At 57.7% G+C, this 23,584-nt stretch carries 18 protein-coding genes; 14 read left to right on the top strand and 4 right to left on the bottom strand.

Annotated elements, in window-relative coordinates; translation table 11 throughout:
* Positions 1–8: 8 nt before the first annotated feature.
* Positions 9–2,645, bottom strand: a complete 2,637-nt coding sequence (locus FJ145_12915; protein ID MBM4262315.1) for a cyclic nucleotide-binding domain-containing protein — start codon at positions 2,643–2,645, stop codon at positions 9–11.
* A 5-nt stretch (positions 2,646–2,650) separates the two neighbouring features.
* Positions 2,651–3,862, bottom strand: coding sequence for a hypothetical protein (locus tag FJ145_12920; protein ID MBM4262316.1), 1,212 nt, complete (start codon positions 3,860–3,862; stop codon positions 2,651–2,653).
* Between the two features lie 29 nt (positions 3,863–3,891).
* On the opposite strand from FJ145_12920, the gene soxY reads away from it, so the two are divergent.
* The 10 genes from soxY (at position 3,892) to FJ145_12970 (ending at position 12,529) form a co-directional block, all read left to right on the top strand.
* Positions 3,892–4,419, top strand: a complete 528-nt coding sequence (gene soxY, locus FJ145_12925) for a thiosulfate oxidation carrier protein SoxY (protein ID MBM4262317.1) — start codon at positions 3,892–3,894, stop codon at positions 4,417–4,419.
* A 67-nt stretch (positions 4,420–4,486) separates the two neighbouring features.
* On the top strand, positions 4,487–4,819 hold the full coding sequence (gene soxZ / locus FJ145_12930; GenBank protein ID MBM4262318.1) for a thiosulfate oxidation carrier complex protein SoxZ: 333 nt from the start codon (positions 4,487–4,489) through the stop codon (positions 4,817–4,819).
* 65 nt (positions 4,820–4,884) lie between these two features.
* A complete protein-coding gene (locus FJ145_12935) occupies positions 4,885–6,096 on the top strand; it encodes a hypothetical protein (GenBank protein MBM4262319.1) in 1,212 nt (403 codons plus the stop codon).
* 26 nt (positions 6,097–6,122) lie between these two features.
* Positions 6,123–6,794 carry an alpha/beta hydrolase gene (locus FJ145_12940; protein MBM4262320.1) on the top strand — a complete coding sequence of 224 codons (672 nt, stop codon included), beginning with the start codon at positions 6,123–6,125 and terminating at the stop codon, positions 6,792–6,794.
* A 70-nt stretch (positions 6,795–6,864) separates the two neighbouring features.
* The gene (locus FJ145_12945; GenBank protein MBM4262321.1) at positions 6,865–7,407 is read left to right on the top strand and encodes a tetratricopeptide repeat protein; all 543 of its coding nucleotides are present in this window, start codon (positions 6,865–6,867) and stop codon (positions 7,405–7,407) included.
* A gap of 152 nt (positions 7,408–7,559) precedes the next feature.
* Positions 7,560–8,117, top strand: a complete 558-nt coding sequence (locus FJ145_12950) for an NAD(P)H-dependent oxidoreductase (GenBank protein ID MBM4262322.1) — start codon at positions 7,560–7,562, stop codon at positions 8,115–8,117.
* A 120-nt stretch (positions 8,118–8,237) separates the two neighbouring features.
* Positions 8,238–9,704: an MBL fold metallo-hydrolase gene (locus FJ145_12955; GenBank protein MBM4262323.1), complete on the top strand. Its 1,467-nt coding sequence runs from the start codon at positions 8,238–8,240 to the stop codon at positions 9,702–9,704.
* A 134-nt stretch (positions 9,705–9,838) separates the two neighbouring features.
* Entirely contained in the window at positions 9,839–11,290 is a 1,452-nt protein-coding gene (locus tag FJ145_12960; GenBank protein ID MBM4262324.1) for an MBL fold metallo-hydrolase, read from the top strand.
* A 122-nt stretch (positions 11,291–11,412) separates the two neighbouring features.
* A complete protein-coding gene (locus FJ145_12965) occupies positions 11,413–11,619 on the top strand; it encodes a hypothetical protein (GenBank protein ID MBM4262325.1) in 207 nt (68 codons plus the stop codon).
* A gap of 247 nt (positions 11,620–11,866) precedes the next feature.
* Positions 11,867–12,529 carry a PilZ domain-containing protein gene (locus tag FJ145_12970; protein ID MBM4262326.1) on the top strand — a complete coding sequence of 221 codons (663 nt, stop codon included), beginning with the start codon at positions 11,867–11,869 and terminating at the stop codon, positions 12,527–12,529.
* 76 nt (positions 12,530–12,605) lie between these two features.
* Here the strand turns inward: FJ145_12970 and FJ145_12975 are convergent, their stop codons facing one another.
* Positions 12,606–13,991 (bottom strand): DUF2330 domain-containing protein, encoded by a 1,386-nt coding sequence (locus FJ145_12975; GenBank protein ID MBM4262327.1) that lies wholly within the window; start codon positions 13,989–13,991, stop codon positions 12,606–12,608.
* On the bottom strand, positions 13,942–14,850 hold the full coding sequence (locus tag FJ145_12980; GenBank protein ID MBM4262328.1) for a hypothetical protein: 909 nt from the start codon (positions 14,848–14,850) through the stop codon (positions 13,942–13,944). Before FJ145_12980 ends, FJ145_12975 begins: the two co-directional genes overlap by 50 nt.
* Before the next feature lie 224 nt (positions 14,851–15,074).
* Here FJ145_12980 and FJ145_12985 point away from each other — a divergent pair, with 224 nt between their 5' ends.
* The 4 genes from FJ145_12985 to FJ145_13000 all read left to right on the top strand — a co-directional run bounded on the left by FJ145_12985 (position 15,075) and on the right by FJ145_13000 (position 23,262).
* Positions 15,075–16,187, top strand: a complete 1,113-nt coding sequence (locus tag FJ145_12985; GenBank protein ID MBM4262329.1) for a hypothetical protein — start codon at positions 15,075–15,077, stop codon at positions 16,185–16,187.
* A 522-nt stretch (positions 16,188–16,709) separates the two neighbouring features.
* The gene (locus FJ145_12990) at positions 16,710–22,244 is read left to right on the top strand and encodes a GAF domain-containing protein (protein MBM4262330.1); all 5,535 of its coding nucleotides are present in this window, start codon (positions 16,710–16,712) and stop codon (positions 22,242–22,244) included.
* 50 nt (positions 22,245–22,294) lie between these two features.
* Positions 22,295–22,666: a GxxExxY protein gene (locus FJ145_12995; protein MBM4262331.1), complete on the top strand. Its 372-nt coding sequence runs from the start codon at positions 22,295–22,297 to the stop codon at positions 22,664–22,666.
* A 221-nt stretch (positions 22,667–22,887) separates the two neighbouring features.
* The gene (locus FJ145_13000) at positions 22,888–23,262 is read left to right on the top strand and encodes a response regulator (protein ID MBM4262332.1); all 375 of its coding nucleotides are present in this window, start codon (positions 22,888–22,890) and stop codon (positions 23,260–23,262) included.
* The last annotated feature ends 322 nt before the right edge of the window (positions 23,263–23,584 follow it).

A 23,584-nucleotide genomic window follows, 5' to 3' on the forward strand; every position in this document is an offset into this window, starting at 1 on the left:
GTTTTGTTTTAATTCATCAAACCCAGGTAGCGCCAGTAGGGAATCGCCAGCAGCAGCGCGACGATGTACGCAATGGCATAAAAAATATTGATGCGGCACATGAGCGGGTAGGAAAAGCCTTTGCCCTCGGTGGTGGAAAAGGCGAGCGTGTGCCAATCGATTTGAAAACGAAAAAACCAGACCTCGGAGGCGATCAAGATGATCATCGCGATGACCCAGGGACTCATGCCGACGTCAATCGCCAGCGGCAAAAGCGCGACGCAGAGAGTGACGACGGCAAGAAAGCTGGTGAAGACCAGCTTGAGTAGATAGGTGAGCAAGGCAATAACAATGAAAAACCACATGGGTTGATCGAAGAACGGCAAAATCAACGGCGACACGGCCTCCACCAGCCACAAGTCGATCTTGGCTTGTTTCATCAGCACCGGCAGGCTCAGGGTTACGCCCATATGGATCAGAAGTCCCCAGTCGATGCCCTCGTAGAGCATCTTTTTGTTGAGAGTCTTCGTGTTGATGAGGACGGCCAGGGAGATGATGGCGACCCACGCGCCATCGACGCCGTGATAAGGGACGGTGAGCCAGCCCGTGATCGTAAAAACCAACACCGCAAGACTAATCCATTCGTGGTGTGACAGACGGCCCAAGATATCGAGCTGGGTCTGGACCATCTTGTAAGAGATATTCGGCTGGGTTTCCGGTCGATAGAGGATCACCGTCACTGCAAGAATAAGCACGACGACGACCAGTGTCGGCGGCAATGCGGCGATAAACCAGTAGCCCCAGCTAAATTGTTCTCGCACGTCGGGCGGGAGCAGACCCCAGGCAATCAGGCTGGTCGTCGAGCCGGTTAGGAACAAAAATCCCAATTGACCGAGCCCCAGGAAACTAGCGGCGAACAATCCGGTGGACGCGGTGGAGGGCGTCTTGTAGCCGAGACTCTCGGAAAGGTTAATCAACATTTGGCTGATGATCATGGTGCGCGCGCTCTGCTGCGGGATCAATGCCATCACCACTACGCCCATGATGCCGGTGGCGACAATTTGCCAGTGAAAACTCAGAGGAAAGAGCCGCACGAGATGGAGCGACATGCGATAAAATAAACCGCATCTTGTGATCGCCACGCCGAGTCCTAAGACGCCCAGGGTCATGAACCAAGTGGTGCTGGCAAAGCCGCCCATCACCGTGGTGGCGGAATCGAGCTTGGTCAAGATGGCGATCATGGCGAAGGCCAGCGCCACGCCGTAGTCGGGCAACGAGTCGAACACCCAGAAGATGAGCGTCGCGGCAATCAAGCCCAAGAGCTGCGTGCCCGACGGCTCCAGGCCGATGTCCGGTTGCCAAAACCACAACCAGCCGCCCACGGCCAGACCCAGAATGTCGCCAAGCCATTGGTTGCGTTGCCGCGACTTAAGAAGTGCGGTGGAAAACTGCCACGCGTGGGAACTCTCATCACGGCTGTCTTGACGATCCTTAAACCTCGCCGGTAATGCCTGTGCAGTGGCCGAGTAGTCGGCGGCGGCGAGGTTGCCATCCGCCAAGCTCAAGGCGCTGCGCAGTTGGGCAATCGCTTGGCCGTATTCTTTGCGGCGCGCTAAAGTCTCGGCGATGCGCTGGAAATTGGTGACCGCCTCACCAGTGACGGCCCGCTGCGCGAGAACTTCTTGATAGAACCGAAACGCCCCGGCAAGATCGCCCAACTGAATCAGCATGTCGCCCCTGAGGTTGGCCAGTGCCGTATCCGCGATGAAATGCTCGCGTGGAACGTGTTCGAGGATATTTTTTGTGAACAGCGCGGCGCTGGCCAGCGTCTCGTTGCGTTGGCCCTTTAGTACGCGAATGACTTCAGGCCAATCCTCTATTTCGCCAGCGTGCCGGATTGCCTGTTGCCAATCGCCGAGAGCGGCGTAGCGCTTGGCGAACTCCGCGTGCAGCCGCCGCTCGGTATCGCCGCCGTCGATGGTGCGTAGCTTCTCATGAAGAAAATCTTTGAAGAAACTATGAAATTCGAGGCGGCCGTTGGCGAGCTGACGCAGCAATGGCGATTGCCCATTACGCAGATCGGCCAGGGTGTGGGCCGCACTCTCCGACTGAAACAGGTGCCCCACCGTGGCATCGTCCATCGCGTGCAGCAGCACCGCATGGCGCAAGAACTCTTGCCGCTTGGGCTCATGGCCGTGGTAAAACTCTTCGGCCAGCGAATTGAACGCCTCGCGCCCGGTGGAGTATTGCCGGTCGACGTAGGAGAGTCGCTTACTGAGCGTTGCGCAGAATTGCAGCAGCCAGGTGGGGTCTTTTTTGATGAGCTCGTCCCAATCTTCACGCGAGAGGCGCCATAGCGTAGCGTCTTTGATCGCGACAATCGTTGCCGAGCGCGGCTCGCCGGACATCAGGGCCATTTCGCCGAACCAGTCCCGTGGGCCCAGCACGGCAACGGTTTCCGAGTTGCCGGCGCCGCTGTCAACGACGACTTGCACGGTGCCGGCTTGGATCAGGTAGAAAGCATCGCCCTGGTCACCCTGGCGAAAAATGGTCACGCCTGCGGCAAAGCTGCGCTCTTCCATCTTGCCCAGGATTTTGGCGACGTCTTCGCGCGGTAGACTGGAGAAGATCGGGATATTGCGGATGGTGTCGGCTTGCAGGTCCATGAATGTCAGCGAATCACTTTGTCAGCGCGCTTGAGCAGCTGCGGCGCTAGCTTCAAGCCAATATAGTTGGCGTTGCGATAGTTGACGATGAGCTCGAATTTCTCCGCGCGCTCGATGGCCGCGAGGGCGCTCTTGGGGTTACTAAGGATCGCACCGACGATGGCTCCTGCGCGCCGCCCCATTTCCAAATAGCTTGGCCCATAAGCGGCGGTGGCACCGGCGATGGCCCAGGACTCTTCGTTGAACATACTCGGTAGTTTTTTTCGCCGCGCGTTGGCGAAGATAAACTCGCTCTCGCCTTCGACCAAATCGTCGGGGACGTGAAACAGCGCAGCGCCAGGGGCGACAGCCATGCCGGTGAAACTGGTTTTCAGCTCGTCGGCCGATTTGATGCCGCGCTCAATGACCGGGATAGCGAGTTTTTTTGCGGCACTTTGCGCCGCCGTGAAATTGGCGCGCGAAAAAGCGTTATTGCTGTCGAAGAAGATGTGCGCCTCGCGCAGCTCGGGCATGAGCTCTTTGAGCAGGCTCATGCGCTTGTCGACCTTCTCCATGGCGTAGGCGGCGACACCGGTCAGGTTGGCGCTGCGCTCATGTGGCGCTTTGATCATGCCCGCGGAGCCAGGGTCGCCGGGATGGACGAACACAATTGGCAGCGTGCTAGTCGCCGCGGCGGCGACGGTGCTGGCGCGGGTGCCGGTGGTAAAGATCACGTCGACTTTGCGTGCGACCAGCTCGGCGGCTGCGGCCGGCAATGCCGCGCGGTCGCCTTTGGCGTTGCGCGTTTCCAAGATCAGGTTTTGGCGCTCGACGTAGCCGAGCTTTTTCAGGCTTTCGTTCAAACCCTTGAGCGCTTGCGATTGCGCCCGCCCCAGCTCGGGCAGCAAGACGCCCACACGCGCTGTCTGTGCCGCCGCGGCTGGGCAGACTGCGGTCAGGAAAAGTAGCGACACAAGGACAATGGGCGCGGGGCGGCGCGGCAATCTGCAGTCGGCGATCGGGGCATCGGTCATGTCGGGGACCCTTCTCGTGGGCGAATACTTCTGAAAAACCCAAGAATGTTTCGACGGGCTCAGCATAAACGGACTGTTCATGCACGTTTTCAGCTCCGACTCCGTTCGTCCTGAGCCTGTCGAAGGACTCCGGATGGGTTTTTCAGAAGAATCGTAGCGAATACGTGTATAACGCCATTCTCTGGCGCGCTTCAAGCAGGCCATGAGTTGAAGCGCTGTGGTCGATCGTCTAGATTAATCAGGTCGTGAACGAGGGCAACGCTAGACGGAGTTTCTTGAAACTCACCGGTGGATTGGTCGCAGGCCTGACACTGGCTGATTATTCCATCTTGAGTCGCCAGGCGGCGGCGCAGACGAGCGCGCCAGGTTTACCGCTGCCGGATGAGCCGGTCGAAGCGACGTTAAAACGGTTGTTTGGCAATCGCACGCCGCAGCGCGGCGATGACAAGATCAAGCTGGAGCTGCCGCAAATCGCCGAAGATGGCGGCAACGTGGCGATGACCATCGACTCGAGTTTGCCAGTGAGCGGCGCAAGTCAGGTCAGTAACATCTATATCCTTTCGGACAAGAATCGCCGCCCGCTGATCGCCAAATTTTCCTTCACGCCCGAGTCGGGCAGGGCGTTTGTGGCGACCAGCATTCGCCTGGCAACGACCACGGACGTGCGCGCGATCGTGGAAATGAACGACGGCGCGTTGTACGCGGTCAGTAAGCATGTGCGTGTGACCATCAGCGGCTGCGATTTGCCGCCGCAAAGCTGATCCCTCGATACGCGACCCCTAGGTCGCGACTCGGGACTAGCGGGGAAATGATTCAGAGAGCTGACATATGGCCGAAGCCGGGAGAGTGAGCATTCGGTTGCCGTCGTCGATCAAAGCGGGCGACGTCATTCGCGTGCGCACGCTGGTGATTCATCCAATGGAGATCGTCCAGCGCGACAAGCAAGGGAAGATCATCGCACGCAACTACAGCTTTATTCTATCGATGAGCGCGGCCTTCAATGGCAAGGAAGTATTCCGCACCGAGTTGACCCAGGGCATCAGCCAGAATCCCAGTATTACTTTCCCTCTGAAAGCTGACAAACCGGGGAAATTGACCGTCACGTTTGCCGATACGATGGGAAAAACCTTCGAAGGGAGTGCTGAGATCAAGTTTGTTTAGCCCTCGCCCCAGGGCGACCAGCCGGTCGCCCCTACAGGCAGCCGCCGGATCAACCTAAACTCTCCATGTCGCCGCCTCCCGCTTACCTAAAAACATTTCTTAGCGCGCAAGCCGAATTGGCGTTCGCTCGGCCCTGGCCGGTGGTCTCTTCGGCGTTGGTGATCGCAGCGCTCAACGTGTTTCTGTTCGCGTTCGACCGACCGTGGACGGCGTCGGACGGTCTGCGTCATTGGGGCGACTCCGTGTTTAGCGCGATCGGTGTCACGCACCAGCCCGATCTTTTGCCGCCGCACCTCTACTCGGGTTCGGTATTGAACATCGGTTTGCTGGTTGGCGGCTTTGTCGCAGCGCTACTCAGCCGTGAGTTTGGTATTCGGCCCGCGCCGTTTTCTGAGCTTGTCAAAGGCGCGCTCGGCGGCCTCTTGATGGGCATCGGCGCTATGTTTTCGTTTGGCTGCAACATCGGTGGTTTCTTTAGCGCGCTGTCGGCCCTGTCGCTGAGCGGCGCAGCGATGATGCTGGGGTTGATTGCCGGCGCGTTTGTGGCGACGCGCTATCTGATTCATGAGAATCGCCAGATCATCGACGGCGGCGGCCTGCCGTTCATGAGCGCCTGCGACGCGCCGGCGCGGCCCGCGCCCGCGTCCATGGCTTATACGTTCCAGCCGCGCATGGGTAAGCTACTTATCTTGGTTCTGCTCGCCGTGGTCTATCTCTACCAGCAGCTTGGCCATGGGCGTCTCGCTGGATTTCTCCTGTTCGGTGCCGCCTTCGGCGTGGTCCTCCAGCGCTCGCGTTTTTGTCTGGTCAACGCGTTCCGCGAGCCGTTCATGAGTGGACGGGGTGAGCACGCACGTGCCGCAGCGCTGGCGTTGATCTTCAGCATGATTGGCATTGCCATCCTCAAAGCCGCCGATCTGAAAGATGCCACCGATTGGGTGTTCCCATCATTTTGGCTAGGCTCTGTTGTCGGTGGCACGCTGTTCGGCATCGGCATGGTGTTGGCCGGCGGTTGTGGCGCCGGTGCGATTTGGCGCGTCGGCGAAGGGCATGTGAAGCTTTGGATTGCCGTATCGTTTTTCGCTGTGAGCGCGTCGCTCACGCGGCTGTTGCTGGTAGAAACCGGCTGGATACGAGCGCTCGGTGTTTCGGTATTACTGCCGAATCTGCTCGGTTGGGTGGGTGCGGTTGTCGCGGTGGTTGCGCTGATGATCCTGTGGTATCTGTTCTCGGGTTGGAATGAACAACGCAAACAGGCGGATGGGTTGACGCTGTAGTAAGAGGTATCATGACGACTCGCTCAATGGGCAAAGAAATCCAATTTGTCGCCGGCGCCAAGGGCGGCATCGTTTCGGGTTTGTTGCTAAAACCTGGCGACGCGAAGGCGCTCTTGGTGTTTGCCCACGGTGCCGGCGCCGGGATGCGCCACCGCTTTATGGAAGATACCTCCATCCAGCTAAGTGAGCGCGGCATCGCGAGCTTCCGTTACCAGTTTCCGTACATGGAAAAGCGCAGCAAACGGCCGGATCCCGAAGCGCTGTTGACGGATACCGTGCGCGCCGCAGTGATGACGGCAAGAAAGCAAGCGGGCGATTTGCCATTGTTTGCCGGTGGCAAGTCGATGGGTGGGCGCATGACTTCACTGGCGGCCGCCCAGGGGCCGCTCGATGGCGTGCGCGGCTTGGTCTACTTCGGCTTTCCTTTGCATGCCATGGGCAAACCGTCGGCGGATCGTGGCGGTCACTTGGCGGAAATCCAAATCCCAATGCTATTTTTGCAGGGCTCGCGCGATGGTCTGGCGGATTTGAAATTGCTCAAGCCCGTGTGCAAAAAATTGGGCGCCAATGGCGAGCTCTACGTGATCGAAGGCGGCGATCACTCGTTTCATATGTTAAAAAGTGCCAAGCGCAGCGATGAAGAGGCGCTGTGCGATGTCGCTGAAAAAGCGGCGGCATGGATGATTGATCGAATTTAGTTTCGGGTTCCGGGTTTCGAGTTCCGAGATGATGCCGCGGACACGGTTTTTATGATCGTGCGTTGCCGAAATGGAGGAACGCTCCGAGAATCTTGAACCCGAAACTCGAAACTCGAAACCGATGGAACACCCCACCGACGAAGAAGAAGCGCTCTCTGCATTGAAGGGCGAAGACCGCGAGCTCGCCGCGACAGCCGAGGCGATGCTGTGGAGTATCTGGTGCCGCTCGGGCGATCGCGAAGTCGATCTGATTTTTCGTGTCGGTGTTGACGCGATGCAGGAGCGGCGGCTCGAAGACGCCGAGCATGCCTTTGGGAAGGTCATCACGATGGCGCCGGAGTTCGCCGAAGGTTGGAACAAGCGCGCGACGGTGCGCTATCTGCGCAAGAATTTTTCCGGCTCGATTACCGATTGCCAAGAGACGCTCAAGCGCAATCCTAATCATTTCGGCGCGGCGTCGGGACAGGGGCTTTGCCACTTGTCTTTGAACGAGGCCCGCGAAGCCGCCGTTTGTTTTCGCCGGGCACTGGATATTCATCCCCACCTTGAAGGCGCGCGCCACAATCTGGCATTGGCGGAGGAGGAGGGTGGGGGGAGTGGGTATCTGCACTAGAAGGCCGTTCCAACCGTTCAATCACTACGTTCCGTTCAAGCCGTTCAACCGTCTGACCCCGCACAGCGGCTTTGCACGGGTAACGTCGGCCTGCACTTGAACTCTAAACGGCGCTTACTTATAAGTTCTCGATCAACTTTTTCGGAGGATGCATGACTATTCGGGTAGCGGGTATTTGCGGTAGTTTGCGCGCAGCATCGTTAAACAAAGGTTTGCTGCAGGCGGCGGTGGAGTTGGCGCCGGCGGGGATGGAGATTGCGATTTACACTCGGCTTGGCGACATCCCGCCTTATAATGACGACGTTTTCACCAAGGGCGATCCGGAAGCGGTCGCCGACATGAAGAGTTTCATCGGCTCGCGCGACGCCATGCTGATTGTGTCGCCGGAATATAACTACGGCGTGCCGGGGGTGCTGAAAAACGCCATCGACTGGGCCTCTCGCCCGAGCGGCAAATGCGTGCTCAATCGAAAACCCGCAGCCCTCATGGGCTGCTCGCCTGGTCTTGGCGGCACGATTCGCTGCCAACACGCGCTGCGCCAGACGTTCGTCTTCACAGAGACGCATGTCATGTCGCAGCCGGAGATCAAGATTCCTTCGGCGGCGGCTCTGTTCGACACGTCGGGTCGTTTGACTGACGAAAATACCCGCCAACATGTCAAGAAGTTTCTTGAAGCCTTCGCGGTGTGGACCGGCCGCTTTAGGGATTAGTCAGACTCTACGACTATATATTGACAGGGAGCGAGTTGATCGGGTAGTGTTGCCGCCAAACGGGGGGTCGAAGCTCGATCTTCAAATCTGCACAAGAAAAGAGGGAGGCGCAAAGTTTCTATGTTAAAGAAGTTATTTTTGACGGTCGCTTTGCTTGTATGGGCCGCTGCCGGTGCGAGGGCGGCCGAAACGCCGTTACAACAGATCGCCGACGTGCTGGACGTGGACAAAACCAGGACCTTTCAGTTCACGGCCAACGGCCGGATGTATCACGTCGGCCAAAGCACGAGCCACATGGCGGCCTGGCCGCGCTACTACGTAAAAAGCCTGACCCGTGCCTACGATTTCACCGCTGGGGCCATGCGCGACCAGATGGTCCGCACCCAGGGCGAAGATCCGCCGAGCGGTGGCGGCGGTCAGCCTCTGGAGGGCGATCAGAATATCGTTTCACTGGTGCGTGACGGTGTGGCGTGGAATGAAGCCGGGAAAAACATGGTGCCGCGCTTTTGGGAGGTGAACGACCGCGAGCACCAACTGGTTATTTCGCCGCACGGGCTCTTGCGCGCCGCGTTTGCCAATAATGCCGCGGCGGTGAAGCGCATGATCAACGGGCGCGAAATGACCGTGATCACCTTTACAGACCGCGGTAAGCACCGGGTCACAGCTTACGCTAACGATCAAAACGCCATCGAAACGGTGGAGTCTTGGTATGGCAATCCGGTGGCAGGCGATATGAAGGTGGTGACCCACTACGGGCCTTATCGCGATTTTGCCGGCGTGAAGTTCCCGACCAAGATCGTTCAGTACCAGGACGGCCACCCGGCATTGGACCTGACCGTCACGGCGGTAAGAGCCAACCCGACACTAGATGTTCAGGTGCCGGCGGATGTGCGCAGCAACCCGGCCCCGGTCAAGTCCGAGAAAGTCGTCGACGGAGTTTGGCACCTGACCGGCGGCTCGCATCACAGCGTCTTAATCGAGATGAAGGATTATTTGATTGTCGTCGAGGGACCGCAGAGCGACGAGCGCTCCATGAATCTCATCGCCGAAGTCAAGAAGTTGGTGCCGGGCAAGGCGATTAAATATCTGGTCAATACGCACCACCACTTCGATCACTCGGGCGGCATCCGCGCTTTTGCCGCAGAAGGCGCTACGATCGTCACCCACGAGATCAACCGTCCCTATTTTGAACGAGCGGCCAACAATACCTGGAACCTCGCGCCCGATCGGTTGGCCAAGGCTAAGCGCAAACCAGTTTTTCAGACGATGGGCGACAACATGGTGCTGACTGACGGCAGCCGCTCGGTGGAGCTGTATCAGATCGTCGGCAATGGCCATCATGACGGCCTGGTCATGGCGTATTTGCGAAGGGAAAGGCTGCTCATCGAGGCGGATGCTTATACACCCGGAGCGGTGCCGAAAACGCCCAATCCTTTTTCGGTCAGTCTTGAAGCCAACGTGCGGCGCCTGAACATTGACGTCGATCGGATTTTGCCGCTGCATGGCAGTATCGTTCCCTACGTCGAGCTGCTGAAGGCCATTGGCAAGGACCCAGCGGCCAAGAAAGAGGCGGCTAAGAAAGAATAGGTTGGTCAGCCAAACCTGCAAAGAGCGCGAGCCCGGAAATTCTTCCGCGCTCGCGTTTTTTTTGTTGCAACTTGCCAGTCACTCACGTATGGAGTCTTTCAATCGATTCCCACCAAAGTAGGAGGTTCGAAGTTATGACTAAAGCCATAGTCGCGCTCCTCATGTTTGCGTTGATAAGTACGCGAGTCGAAGCCCAGGAATCCGATCTCCAGCGTGTCGCCGATGCGTTGGATGTCGCGACGATAAAGACCTTTCAGTTCACGGCCAACGGCAAGATGGGCGCCGTGGGCCAAAGCACGAGTCCAATGGCGCCTTGGCCGCGCCACTATGTGAAGAGCCTGGTGCGTCAATATGATTTCACCCAAGGCGCGATGCGCGAAGAGTTGTTGCGCACGCAGGGAGAGGCGCCGGCCAGCGGCGGCGGCGGGCAGCCGATAGAAATTGAGGCGCGGACCATCGCTCTGGTTAGCGGCGAGTTCGCGTGGAACGAGGCTGGCAAAAATACGGTGGCTCAGCCCCATCAAGTGACGAGCCGGGCCCATGAGTTGGCGCTCTCGCCCCATGCCTTGGTGCGTGCCGCTTTCGCCAACAACGCCTCGGTGACCAAGAGGACGATCGACGGGCGGCAGATGACGGTAATCGCGTTCAACGATCAAGGCAAGCGGCAGATCACCGCCTATGCCAACGACCAGAACGCCATCGAGCGGGTCGAGTCGAGCTATGGCCATCCGGTCGTCGGCGACATGAAAGTCGTGACGAACTACGGTCCTTACCGGGATTTTGCCGGTGTGAAGTTTCCGACCAAGATCGTCCAGTACCAAGATGGTCATCCATCGCTGGATGTTACCGTTACCGCGGTCAGAGCCAATCCGACGGTCACCATCGAGGTGCCGGCCAATGTGAGGAACGCAGAAACCGTCGTGAAATCCGAAAAAGCGGCGGATGGCGTGTGGTTTCTCGCCGGCGGCTCGCACAACTCGGCGTTGATTGAGATGAAAGACTATCTCATCGTGGTCGAAGGGCCGCAGGGGGATCACCGCTCAAAGGCGCTGATCGCCGAGGTGAAAAAGCTCGTGCCCAACAAGCCGATTAAATATCTGGTCAACACGCACCATCATTTCGACCATTCCGGCGGTATCCGCGCCTTTGCCGCCGAGGGAGCAACGATCGTGACCCATGAGATCAACCGGCCGTTCTTCGAGCGGGCGGCGCGCAATAGCTGGTCGCTGGCGCCGGATATCCTGGCCAAGTCGAAGAAGATGCCGGTGTTTCAATCGATGGGCGACAATATGGTGCTCACCGACGGGGCGCGCTCGGTGGAACTCTATCAGATCGGCGCCAATGCCCACCACGACGGCTTGATCATGGCCTACCTGCGCAAGGAAAAGATCTTGATCGAAGCCGACGCGTTTTCGCCGCGCGGTATTCCGAAGACGCCCAATCCCTTCTCGGTGAATCTCGAAGCCAATGTGCGCCGGCTGAATATCGAGGTCGAACGGATTCTGCCGCTGCACGAGCACATCGTGCCGTACGGCGAATTGCTGAAAGCCATCGGCAAAGATCCGGCGGCGGCAAAGAAGCGATAAACGGTTGCCTTGTCCGGTCCCAGGGGCGCGAGCGCTGCAAAGACGGCGCTCGCGCCTTTTTTTGTGTTGCAAGTTGCCAGGCTCTCGCGTGGGGAGTTCTCCCAGCAGATAGGAGGTTTGCAATGAACAAAATCGCCGCAGACCGTTTGAAAATTTTGCGCGACGCCTTTCGTAAAACCATGGGCGATCCGGCGTTCCTTGCCGACGTCAAAGCAAGGAGGCTGGAGGCCGACCCGGATTCCGGTGAAGAGGCCGAAACGCTTGCCAAAGAATCGGTCAACCTATCCCGCGATGTGATCGCAAAAATGAAAAAGCTGCTGGAAGAGTGACGGCGCAAGTGCCGCGCTTCGCGACTTGTCGTTGGTTCTGCCAAAAAATCCTCTCGCTTATTGTAGACCTGCTGCCCGTGTCCGTCGTTTCTCCACCACGTGCTCACAATGCTGAGCAAACGCGTGCACTGCGTTGACGGGCTCGCGTTGTCTGTTTGACACACTTTTTTCTTTCTTATTCCTGATTCCTGCGGGTGCACATTGCGCGCGTCGTGGATCGAAGCTGGCATGTCTTTTGGGTACGCCAATGCTTAAGAGTGCGCTGATTTGTGCCGAACTACTACATACAGAGAAATTACTCTGTGTCGATGGCGACAGAAGCGCTAATAAACGGAAGGTAGTTACCATGACGACGTTAATCTGCCCCAAATGCGACCGGGAATTCGTCAAGCGGGTGAGCCGGCAAGGGTTGAAAGAAAAGATCCTGGGTTTCTTCTACGTTTATCCGTTTCGCTGTCAGTTGTGCGGCTTTCGCTTCCGCTTTCTGCAGTGGGGCGTGGTTTACATGCGTGTCTACGAAGACCGGCGTGAGTTCGAGCGTTTGGCGATCAACATTCCGGTCTCTGTGATTGGAAAGAACATGTTTTGTGAGGGCCTCTTGTCCGACATTTCAGTGGGCGGTTGTACTCTCAAACTGGATGAGACGTTTGGCGAAGGCGATCTTTGCCGCATCAATATTAATTTGCCGCACGAAGTGCAGCCACTCAAAGTCGCTGCCGCGGTCGTGCGTACCGTGCGCGGCAATGAGCTCGGCGTCGAGTTTCTCAAGTTTCACGACAACGAACGTGAACGGCTGCAGTTGTTTATTCGCAGCCTGCTGATCGGTCGGCGTCTGCCGACCGACGCACCGCATGCGGCGATTCCCGCCGCGCTGCCCGGTGTTGCGGGCGACAGTCACGCCGCGCTTTAGTCGCTGCACTCAATTCTTTGTTCAAGAAAGCGGCGCTCCTTGGAGCGCCGCTTTCTTTTATGGCGGGCAATGGGGGCTAACGATTCCAGATCTTCTGCCACCACTTGGCGGCGGTGCCGCCGCTCGTGCTGGCACTGCGCAAGTTCATCTGGTCGCGAATGTCGGCGAGCTTCCAACCCGTCAGGTCGGCTAGCTGTAGCGCTTCTTTTTCCTGACGGCGCTGCACTTCGCGATAGTACTCCTCGCTGGCGGGACAGGATTTGTCTTCTCCCTTCCATGGGTGGCGCAGCACATAACGGGCTTGGAAATTGTTGCGGTCGGCGGTCTCCTGAAGGACCAAGTCTTCGGGAAAACGCTGGGCATCGTAGCGCACGTGCATGCGCGTGACGAAGACATCGCGCGCGCCGCCCATGGGTGGGATGGGCATGATCTGGCGGCGGCCTCGATTCGGCGCGTTCTCCGCAGGGCTGTCGTTTAGCCAGAAAACTCCCAGGCTGCGCAATTCTTCGTGCGACAGCGGGTCCGCCGCGCAGGGGTCGCACCAGTTCATGTCCCACGCATATTTGGTGAACACGGCGCGCATATCGGCTTTCTTGACCTGTTGATCAAACATATCCCGGTAGAAGTCTTTGAAACGAGTTTTGATGTAAATCGGCAAGTCCATGTCGGTGGGCAACTTGACGCTGCGATAGTTGGTCGGTTCGACACGGCCTTTGCGAGTCAGCGTGTAGATAAAAAGCTCCTGATAGCCGTCGGCGTTCAACGTGCCCAGGCGCAGCGGCAGCATGAACTTGGGCGATTCATAAGCCACTTGGATTGGCCGCAGGTAGTTGAAGCCGAGCTTGGACTGTTCTTTCAAGTTCACCTTGGCGACAAAGAAGTGATTCTTCTGTTTGATGTAGCTGCCGAGCACTTCGGAAGCCCCTTTGGGCAGGCGATAACCGTTCTCTTTGAGATAAGTTTCCAAGCCTTGGCCTTCCTTTGCCGAAAGAATCACGATGTCGTACTCGCCGACGGTGTATTGGGCTTGAACCGTCACGCCGAGCGTTTCGGCTCTGCCTGAGGCGGCGGGCGCTGCCGACTTGTGCAGCGCCAAGTCAAAGTTGCTGCGCTTTTCCATCAGCGCGAGATAGCAAGGGCTATCATCATGGTATTCCACCAGGCGGGGCGACGTGTAGGCGTCGAGGTGGTCGATGACTTTCTTGTCACCGACGTTGATTTGGCCGCGCTCGATCAGTGTCGGCACCGGGACGACCACGGCGAATTCTTTCGGGTCACCCTTGAAATCGTTGACCATGGTGATCACGGTCTTGTCGTCCTGGCGGGCGAGCACGACTTGAGAGGCTTTGTTGAATATTTTGGTATCGGCTTTGGCGACGTAAAAGCCGCAGAAAGCTTGAGCTTGGCTCGCGCTAGCCAACAGGCTGAGCAATAGAGCTAGGCGTAAAACGATTCGTTTCATGGGAGTCTCCTTGTTTCGATCTCGCAGGGGTTAGACTGTTCCATTCGTATTTGGTTCCGGGGAAGAGTCGATCAATGAACGGCACGAGCGCAGAACAGACGACCAGCGACCAGAGTAGGCCATTGGTGCGATACAAGCCGAACTGCACATAGGCAGCGCCGGCGGCGACGAGCGCGGCGAACAATATCCGCCCAAGGCGCGAATTGGGTGTGGTTTTGGGATCGGAAATCATGAAGAAGGTAAACAGCAAGAGCGCGCCGCTCTGGAGCTGCTTCATCGGAATCGCCAGCGGATCGCCGAGCCAGTAGGCGCGGCCGAACAGGATGCCGGCGTAGCAGAGCATGAACGCGTAGCTTACATCGCTGCGCATCGCGCGGTGGATCACCATGCCGCCCAGGCAAGCCATGAGAAACGCAAAGTAAAGTTTGCTGCCCCATTGGGCTGGCGACACCCAGACAGTTCCATCTGTGAGCGCGATCAGCGCAACGATGCCGAAGTTGGTCGGGTTGAAAATATGCTTATTATTCCACCTGAGGACGAACTTGCTGGCGATGGAAATGATTGCCGCAGCGATCATCAGGGCGGGCTCGTTGGTGCGCAGTAGTAGGCAAAGCGAGAGGCCCGAGATCAACGGACTCAATGGGTCGAACCTGCTTGTCTGCCCGAACTCCGTGCAGACGTACTGAGTAGTAAGAACAGTCCTCAGTAACAGGACCGCCTGTGGCCAACCGACGTCGAAGCCCAACCAATTCATGCCGTAGACCAGTAGCGAGGCGAGGACCGCAATTTGGTAGTAGCGCGGGTCATTGGGGAGCCAAGAGGCGAGTGGAGTTATGTTTTTGGTTGCTGCAGGGCTCATAGTCTTCTGTTCCAGGCTCCCGTTTCTGCGATGGTTAGACAGCGGCCCAAACAAAAAGTTCCGGAAGGGGGCGTGACCCGTCTGAAATCTTTAATCTGAGATTCCGAGCGCAGCGAGGAGGAGCTTGACGCCCCGGCGGGTCCTTAAGTAGAGTAGGGCTCCATAATTGGCCCAGTTGTCTCTAAGACAGATTCACTGAAACCGAACCCAAAAGGAGGTCAGCCATGTTCGTATGTCTATCCCCCGGAGGTCAGTCTGTAACGACCGGCGAGTCGCAGACCGATCGTTTGCTGGTCGGCACCACCACCGGAATCTTTTCTTTCCAGAAAAACGGCGCGTCGTGGTCCAAGCAGGAAACCATGGTGCCGGGCAAGCATTTCAGCTCGATCATTTTCGAGCCCACGACCAAGTCGCTGTTTGGCGGCACCTACGGCAACGAAATTTATTTCAGCGCCGACCTGGGCAAGACCTGGGAGCAGCGCGACAGCGGCATCGGTGAGAAAGAAATCTACTCTCTGGCAAGCCAAGTCGTAAACGGCAAGCCGCGCGTCTACGCTGGCACGCAGCCGGCGCATCTTTATTACAGCGACGATCTGGGCAAGAGCTGGACCGAGCTGCCGAACCTGCGCAACGTCCCGGGCGTGGAAAAGTGGACCTTCCCGGGTCCGCCGCATCAGGCTCACGCCAAAAGCATCACGTTCCACCCGACCGATCCGAACACGATATATGTCGCCGTCGAAGTGGGAGGCTTTCTGCGCAGCACCGACGGTGGCAAGACCTGGTCGACGGTGGAGAATATTAACCCCGACGCGCACCGCGTGCTGGTGCCGACCAATGACCCCAGCAAACTCTATGGCACGGCGCCGACCACCAACTGCGGCCCCGAGACTGTCGCGGGCTTCTGCGTCAGCGGCGACGGCGGCGTGAGCTGGCAGAGCATGACGCCGCGCGACTTCCGCATCGGCTACGTCGATCCGTTCTTCGTCCATCCCAAAGATCCTAATCTACTTTTCGTCGCCGGCGCCAAGACCGGCCCCGGTACCTGGCGCAAGCTCCACACCGCCGATGCCCGCATCGCGCGCAGCCGCGACGGCGGCAAGAGCTGGGATATTTTGAGCAAAGGGTTACCGGAGCATATTCGCGCCAACATCGAAGGTATGGCCATGGACGTGTGGAACGGCGGCTACGCAATGTTCGCCGGCACCACCGACGGCGATGTCTTCTACAGTCAGGACGAAGGCGAGAGCTGGCAGACGATCATCCAAGGCATCGGCGCGGTGTCGAAGTCGCATCACTACGTGAATCTGTCGTTAGACCCCGAAGCAGCGCACCACTAAGAATTCAGATTCGGATATTTTCTCGCCAAGACGCTAAGACACAAAGACAAGAGAGTGAAAAGGGGCACGGTAATCCGTGCCCCTTTTTTATTCCTGCCTTGGCGTACTTTGCGAGCTTGGCGCGAGAAGAGTTTTCGGATCCGGAATTTTCTCTCGCAGAGACGCAGAGGCGCTGAGTTTCGGAAAATGGTCTTTGAATATTCATTTTGCTTGGCGTCCTTTGCGCTCTTTGCGCGAGGTCATTCTTTTCCGAAAGTTGCACTAAGGTTATCTCGCGCCAAGCACGCCAAGGGCGCAAAGTTCGGACAGTTGACAATATGGTTATCTTCGACCCTTGAGGATCCTAAGGTACGACTTTAGAATCCTCAAAGCATGGTTGTCTCCGACCATGGCGCCTTTGCGTCTTTGCGGGAGATATCATTCCGAGCGCCTCACCCCTGACCCTTCACCCCTCACGAGTCCGCGATTCCTTTCCTTGACGCCAGTCGCTGACCTGGCGTACTAATCGGCAGGTTCGTCTTTATGGCAACGACTCGCAAAAAACGCCCGGCGAAGGCTACCGCCAAGAAGCCTCTCACGTCGAAGAAAAAGGCGCCGCCCAAGAAGGTGCAGGGCGTCGATGCGTTGAAGCGCGAGCTCGCCGAGGCGCTGGAGCAGCAAGCGGCGACCAGTGCGATCTTGCGCATGATCGCGAAGGCGCCGGGCGACTTGCAGGCTGTTCTGGACGCCGTGGCGGAGAAAGCCGCGCGGCTTTGTGACGCGACCGACGCGCAGATTTTTCAACTGGAGGACGAAGATATTCATCGCGTCGCCGCCCACGGCGACCTGCTGGCCGCACTCGATCATACGCCCTACAATCGTCAGTCACCCGCTGGTCGCGCGATGATCGATCGGCAGCGGGTTCACATCCGCGATCTCGCCGCTGTGGTCGATACCGAGTATCCCGTCATTCGAGACTATGCGCGGCGGATCGGTCATCGTACCACGCTGGCGGTACCTTTGTTGCGCCGAGCGCAACCCATCGGTGCGATCTTGATTCGCCGTACCGAAGTCTGTCCGTTTTCCGAGCCACAGATCAAGCTCCTCGAAACCTTCGCCGATCAGGCGGTGATTGCTATCGAAAACGCGCGTCTGTTCCAAGAGCGGGAGACGCGCAACCGCGATCTCGCGGCGCTGCACGATGTGACCGCGGCGGCGAGCCGGTCGCTGGAGATCAAGCCGGTGCTCGACGAGGTGGTGAAGAAGATCACCCAGATTTTCCACTTCGACGCGGTGCGAATTTTTCTGTTTGACGAGGAGCGAGAGGTACTGAGCTCGGTCGCGGCATACGGCTATCCCGACAGTGCCGCCGCTCCCCAGAGGATGCGCCGGGGACAGGGGATTCAAGGACGTGTGGCAGAGACCGGGGAGCCGATCATTTTCGAGAACATCAAGACCGACCCGCGGTATCTAGAATTGAGCCAGTCGAGGTCGAGCCAATCGCGTGATTACTGCTTCTTCGGCATATTCCCAATCAAAGCCAAAGTCAGATTCGCCGGCACCATCGCCTGTCTAGGCAATGAGCCGCGCAAGTTAACTGCCGAAGAAATCCGCCTGATCCAATCCATGTGCGACCAGGTCGGCGTCGCGGTAGAGAACATCAATCTCTTCGAGCAGGTGAGACGCAAGTCCGCTCAACTCGAAGCGTCGAATGCCGAGTTGCGCGAGGCGCTCGATCAGCAGACCGCCACGAGTGAAGTACTCAAGGCGATTAGCCGCTCGACCTTCGAGCTGCAACCGGTGCTCGAGATGCTGGTCAAGAACGCCACGAAGCTTTGCGGCGCGGACACCGGGTTCATTTTCAGACCGGATGGGAACGTACTTCGCCTGGCGGTTGCCTGGGGAGCGTCGCCCGAGGTCAAGACCTTTTACGACCAGAACCCGGCGCCGCTCGATCGCGGCAGTCTCGTTGGCAGAACTATGCTTGAGCGCCGCGCGGTTCACATCGAGGACGCGCTGGCCGATTCCGAGTATCGGTGGACCGAGAGCCAGAGGCTGGGAAGGTATCGAAGCATGGTGGGCGTGCCGCTGCTCAAAGAGGGTGTGCCGCTTGGGATCATCGGCATGTGGCGCGAGGAAGTCCGACCCTTTACCGAGCGGCAGATAGAATTGGTCAGATCCTTCGCCGATCAGGCCGTCATCGCGATTGAGAACGTGCGGTTGTTCAACGATCTCAAGGAATCGTTGGAGCAGCAGACTGCAACGAGCGAGATCCTCGGCGTGATCGCCAGCTCGCCAACGGATATTCAGCCGGTGCTGGATACTGTCATTACTAACGCGGTGACCTTAGCCGGTGCCAAGCAGGGTCATATCCGTCAGCTCGATGGGGAGTTTCTCCGAGTTGTCGCGCATTACAATGAGAGCCCCGGGCAACTGGAACACTTGCGCGCCAATCCCGTTCGCGTTTCAGAAAGTCTCCTGGGTCGTGCATTTTTTGAGGGAAAGCCGGTGCACGTCCTTGATGCGCAGGAGCCCGTGCCCGGCGTTGCTAGAGCCGTGACCTCCGCGCTCGGCACGCGGACGATTCTGGCGGTGCCGTTGCTGCGAGAAGATGTGCCGATCGGCGGCCTGACAATCTGGCGCGACGTTGTCGAACCATTCACTGAGCGACAAATCGAACTGGTCAAGACCTTCGCTGATCAAGCCGTGATCGCCATCGAGAACGTCCGGCTATTTCAAGAATTGAAAGAATCGTTAGAACAGCAAACCGCGACGAGCGAGATTCTTCAGGTCATCGCTAGCTCGCCGACTGCGATTCAGCCGGTGTTGGAAACCATCACCGAGCGGGCCGCACGCGTCTGCGGCGCGAACGATGCCGTGTCGCGACTGGTTGACGGGAATGTCATGCGCTTGGCTGCGCATTACGGACCGGTTGGCGATGTGGCCGCTGAACGGCTAATCAACCGCCGATCACCGCCCGGGCAGGCGGTGGTCGATCGAGACGTTGTGCATGTTGAGAACATCGGGCTTGTGGCGGAGACGGAGTATCCAGACATCGTCGATACGGCCCGCCGAGTCGGCGCATGGAATGGCACTGTTCTCGCTGTTCCTTTGTTACGCGAAAGCGGTGCGATTGGTGTTATCCATTTTCGTCGGGTAGAAATGCGACCGTTCACCGACAAGCAGATAGCTCTACTCAAAACCTTCGCCGACCAGGCGGTCATTGCGATCGAGAACGTGCGGCTGTTCAAAGAATTGCAAGAACGCAACGCCGAACTGCGCGAAGCGCTGGAGCATCAGACGGCGACCTCCGAAGTGCTGAGCATCATCAGCCGCTCGCCGACGGACGTGCAGCCGGTGCTCGACGCCATCGTCGAGAGCGCGGCACGGGTATGCGGAATTGATGACGTGATATTGAGGCTGCGAGACAGCGATAGCTTGGTTACCCGAGCGCATTTTGGGTCCATCCCGATCGGCGGGGTCGAGATCAGCGTCGATGAGCCGCAATACCGTTGGCTGAACGAACATGGGACGCTGCATGTTCCCGATGTCCGCGCCCAGGACCAGTTCCCGACCATGGGCGCCGCCGGCAATTGGCCGACGATGTTATTCGTCCCGCTTCGTCAGCAGGGCGAGTTGGTCGGCAACCTGGCCGCTCGACGTACGGAGGTACATCCCTTCACCCCGGCGCAGATAAAACTGCTGGAAACGTTTGCGGCCCAAGCCGTCATCGCCATCGAGAATGTGCGGCTATTCAAAGAACTGGAAGAACGCAACCACCAGATCACCGAAGCAATGGAGCAGCAGACGGCGACCAGTGAAATCCTGCGAGTCATTGCGAGTTCGCCGACAGACATCCAACCGGTCCTCGATGTGGTAGCCCAGAACGCGGCTCGGTTGTGCAACGCTATAGATGCTCTCATTTTCCGAGTGGAGTCTGATGCGCTTCATCCGGCCGCGCACTACGGTGAAATTGCGCTGCCGAATTCACAACCATTGGCTTTGGATCGAGCCACCGTTGTCGGTCGAGCCGTCGTGGACCGCGAGATGCTTCACATCCACGATATCGCTGCCGTACCCGAATCCGAGCTGCCGGCGCGACCTGCGCGCCAGCGTGGGACGCGGACGATGCTGGCAATGCCCTTGTTACGCGAAGGTTCGGCCATAGGCGTGATCCTGATGCGACGGGACGAAGTCCAGCCATTTTCCGAAAAGCAAATCGCGCTGCTGAAAACCTTCGCCGACCAGGCGGTTATTGCTATCGAAAACGTGCGGCTGTTTAAAGAACTGGAAGAGCGCAACCGACAAATAACCGAGGCGCTGGAGCAGCAGACGGCGACCAGCGAGATTTTAAGAGTCATCGCCAGCTCGCCGACGGACATTCAGCCGGTGCTGGATGTGGTCGCAGAAAATGCCGCGCGGTTGTGTGACGCAAACGATGCGTTGATCTATCGTGAAGTCGACAACCATGCGCTTCTCGCAGCTAGATATGGCTCTATACCTGTCTTATCTGAATCGCTGCCGATCAGTCGTGGTTTCGTCGGTGGCCGAGCCATGCTCGACCGGCGGACGATCCATGTGCTGGACGTCGTCGCAGAGATCGAAACCGAATACCCCGACGCAAGACGCATGAATCTAGGCACTGGAGTTCGTTCTGTCCTCGGCACACCGCTGATTCGTCAGGGTGAACCCATTGGGTCAATCGTAATTCGCCGAACTGAGGTCCGACCCTTTACCGAAGAGCAGATAAGACTTCTCGAAACCTTCGCCGACCAAGCGGTGATCGCTATCGAGAATGTCCGGCTGTTCCAAGAGTTACAGGACCGCACGCGCGAATTGGTGGAATCCGTCGAGGAAATGAAGGCGCTGAGCGAGGTTGGTCAGGCCGTCAGCTCTACTCTCGATTTGGAAACCGTTCTCCAAACTATCGTAGCCCGCGCCGTCGACCTGGCGGGAACGGACTGCGGCGCCATCTATGAATTCGACGAAGTGGCGCAAGAGTTTAACCTGCGCGCGAGCCACAACATGGAGCCGGAGGCGGTCGAGGTGTTGAAAACGGCCCGGATTAAGCTGGGTGAAGGGGCCACCGGTCAAGCGGCGAGCACTCGTACGCCGGTCCAGATCGCGGACACGCGTATCGACTCTGAGAGATCGGTCTCGCGGGTGCGCCCGGTGCTGATTCGGCTGGGCTATCGCTCGCTGTTGACCGTGCCGATCCTGCGCGAGCAGGAGATCATGGGCGGGCTGACGGTCTGGCGGCGGCAATTGGGAGAGTTCGAACCCGAAGTGGTGAATCTGTTGCAGACCTTCGCGACCCAATCGGCGTTGGCGATCCACAACGCGCGGCTGTTTCGCGAGCTGGAGGCGCGCGGCAAGCAGCTCGAAGTCGCCAGCCAGCACAAGTCGGAATTTCTCGCCAACATGTCGCATGAGCTGCGCACGCCGCTCAACGCGATCATCGGCTTCTCGGAAGTTTTGCAAGAAAAACTGTTTGGGGAGCTGAACGAGAAGCAGGATGAGTACGTGGACGATATTCTTTCTTCCGGGCGCCATCTGCTGTCGTTGATCAACGACATTCTCGATCTGTCGAAAGTCGAAGCGGGGCGGATGGAGTTGGAGACGACGACGTTCTACCTGCCGGACGCCATCGACAACGCGTTGCTTCTGATCCGCGAGCGCGCCGGCCGCCACGCGATCAAGCTAAGCCAAAGCATCGACGATCGGATCGGCGATTACACCGGCGACGAACGCAAGATCAAACAGGTGCTGCTGAACTTGCTGTCCAACGCCGTGAAGTTCACGCCGGAGGGCGGGCAGATCAAAGTGGAAGCACGGCAGGGGGAAGAGTCTGTGATCGTGTCGGTGATCGACACCGGGATTGGCATCGCCAAGGAGGAGCAGGAGGCGATCTTCGAAGAGTTCCGCCAGGCGAGCGGCAACTACGCGCAAAAGCGCGAAGGCACCGGCCTGGGCCTGACGCTGACGAGGGAATTCGTCGAAATGCACGGCGGCAAAATCTGGGTGGAAAGCGAAGTGGGCAAAGGTAGTACTTTTACTTTTACACTGCCGGTTAGATAGGAAGACTATTCACCACGGAGGACACGGAGGTCCACGAAGGTAAGATAGAAATGAAATTTGAAGAGTTATCAGAGCAGGCGCTTGGATGTGCTATCGAGGTACATCGGCAGCTTGGACCAGGGCTGCTCGAATCGACTTATGAGCAATGTCTGGCTTACGAACTCGGCCAGGTTAAGATTCCTTTCAAGCTTCAAGTCGAATTGCCGGTTGAATACAAGCAAATCAAGTTAGACTGCGGGTACCGGATTGACTTACTGATCGACGACCGAATCATTGTCGAGCTGAAAAGCGTCGAGCACTTGCTAACAATTCATGAAGCGCAAATTTTGACCTACATGAAACTGTCGGGAATTAGCGTCGGTTTGCTGATTAACTTTAACGTGACGGTCTTAAAACGAGGCGTCCGCAGGTTTGTTATCTGATTTCTCAGGGACCTCCATTTTACTACTATGCTTGAAAATTTGCGGATGCGAAAACTTTCGGAAAACGCACCACGGAGTGCATGGAGAACACGGAGGGAAGAGAAGAACAATTTCATGAAAAACAATTCTCTCTTTCTTGTCTCCGTGACCTCCGTGTCCTCCGTGGTGAACAATTTGAACCGCTGTTTACAAGACAGTGGTACGAGAGAGTAGAGTCGCCGATGGCTAGTGAACTTATTCTGATCATCGAGGATAACGAGAAGAACCGGAAGCTTTGCCGGGATGTGTTGCAGGTGAAGGGGTATCGGACCATCGAGTCCGAGACCGCCGAGGACGGGCTCAAGCTCGCTGCCGAGCAATGCCCGGCGCTGATCCTTATGGACATCCAGCTGCCCGGGATGGATGGGATTACCGCGATGAAGCAGTTGAAGGCCGATGCGACGACGAAGGATATTCCAATCATCGCCATCACCGCGTCAGCTATGACCAACAACCGCACTGCAATGCTCGATCAAGGCTTCGATGGGTATCAGACGAAGCCGATAAGTCTCAAAGAGTTTCTCGGCGAAGTCGAACGTGTTCTTAGAAAAGCGTAAGGCGTGAGGGGTAAGGGGTGAGGCGATTCGGAGTTTCGGAGATCCTCCCGCAAAGGCGCTAAGGCGCAAAGTTTCGGAGAGATTATTAAATAGAGCGTCTAGGACAAAGTGTATCTTGGCGAGATCTGCGTGCTTAGCGCGAGATATTCCGAATCCGAAGAGCAGATGATCTCGTGCAAAGTACGCTGGGCGAGAAATGTCGATCGTGAACTTTTTCTAAAATTCTTAAACTTTGCGTCTTTGCGCCTTTGCGAGAGATAATCCGACGTCCGAATGAACTCCCCCCCCCCCCCCCAAAAAATTTTCTTCGACGTAGCCACCA

Source organism: Deltaproteobacteria bacterium (genome assembly GCA_016874755.1).
Taxonomy (GTDB): Bacteria; Desulfobacterota; Binatia; order UBA9968; family UBA9968; genus DP-20.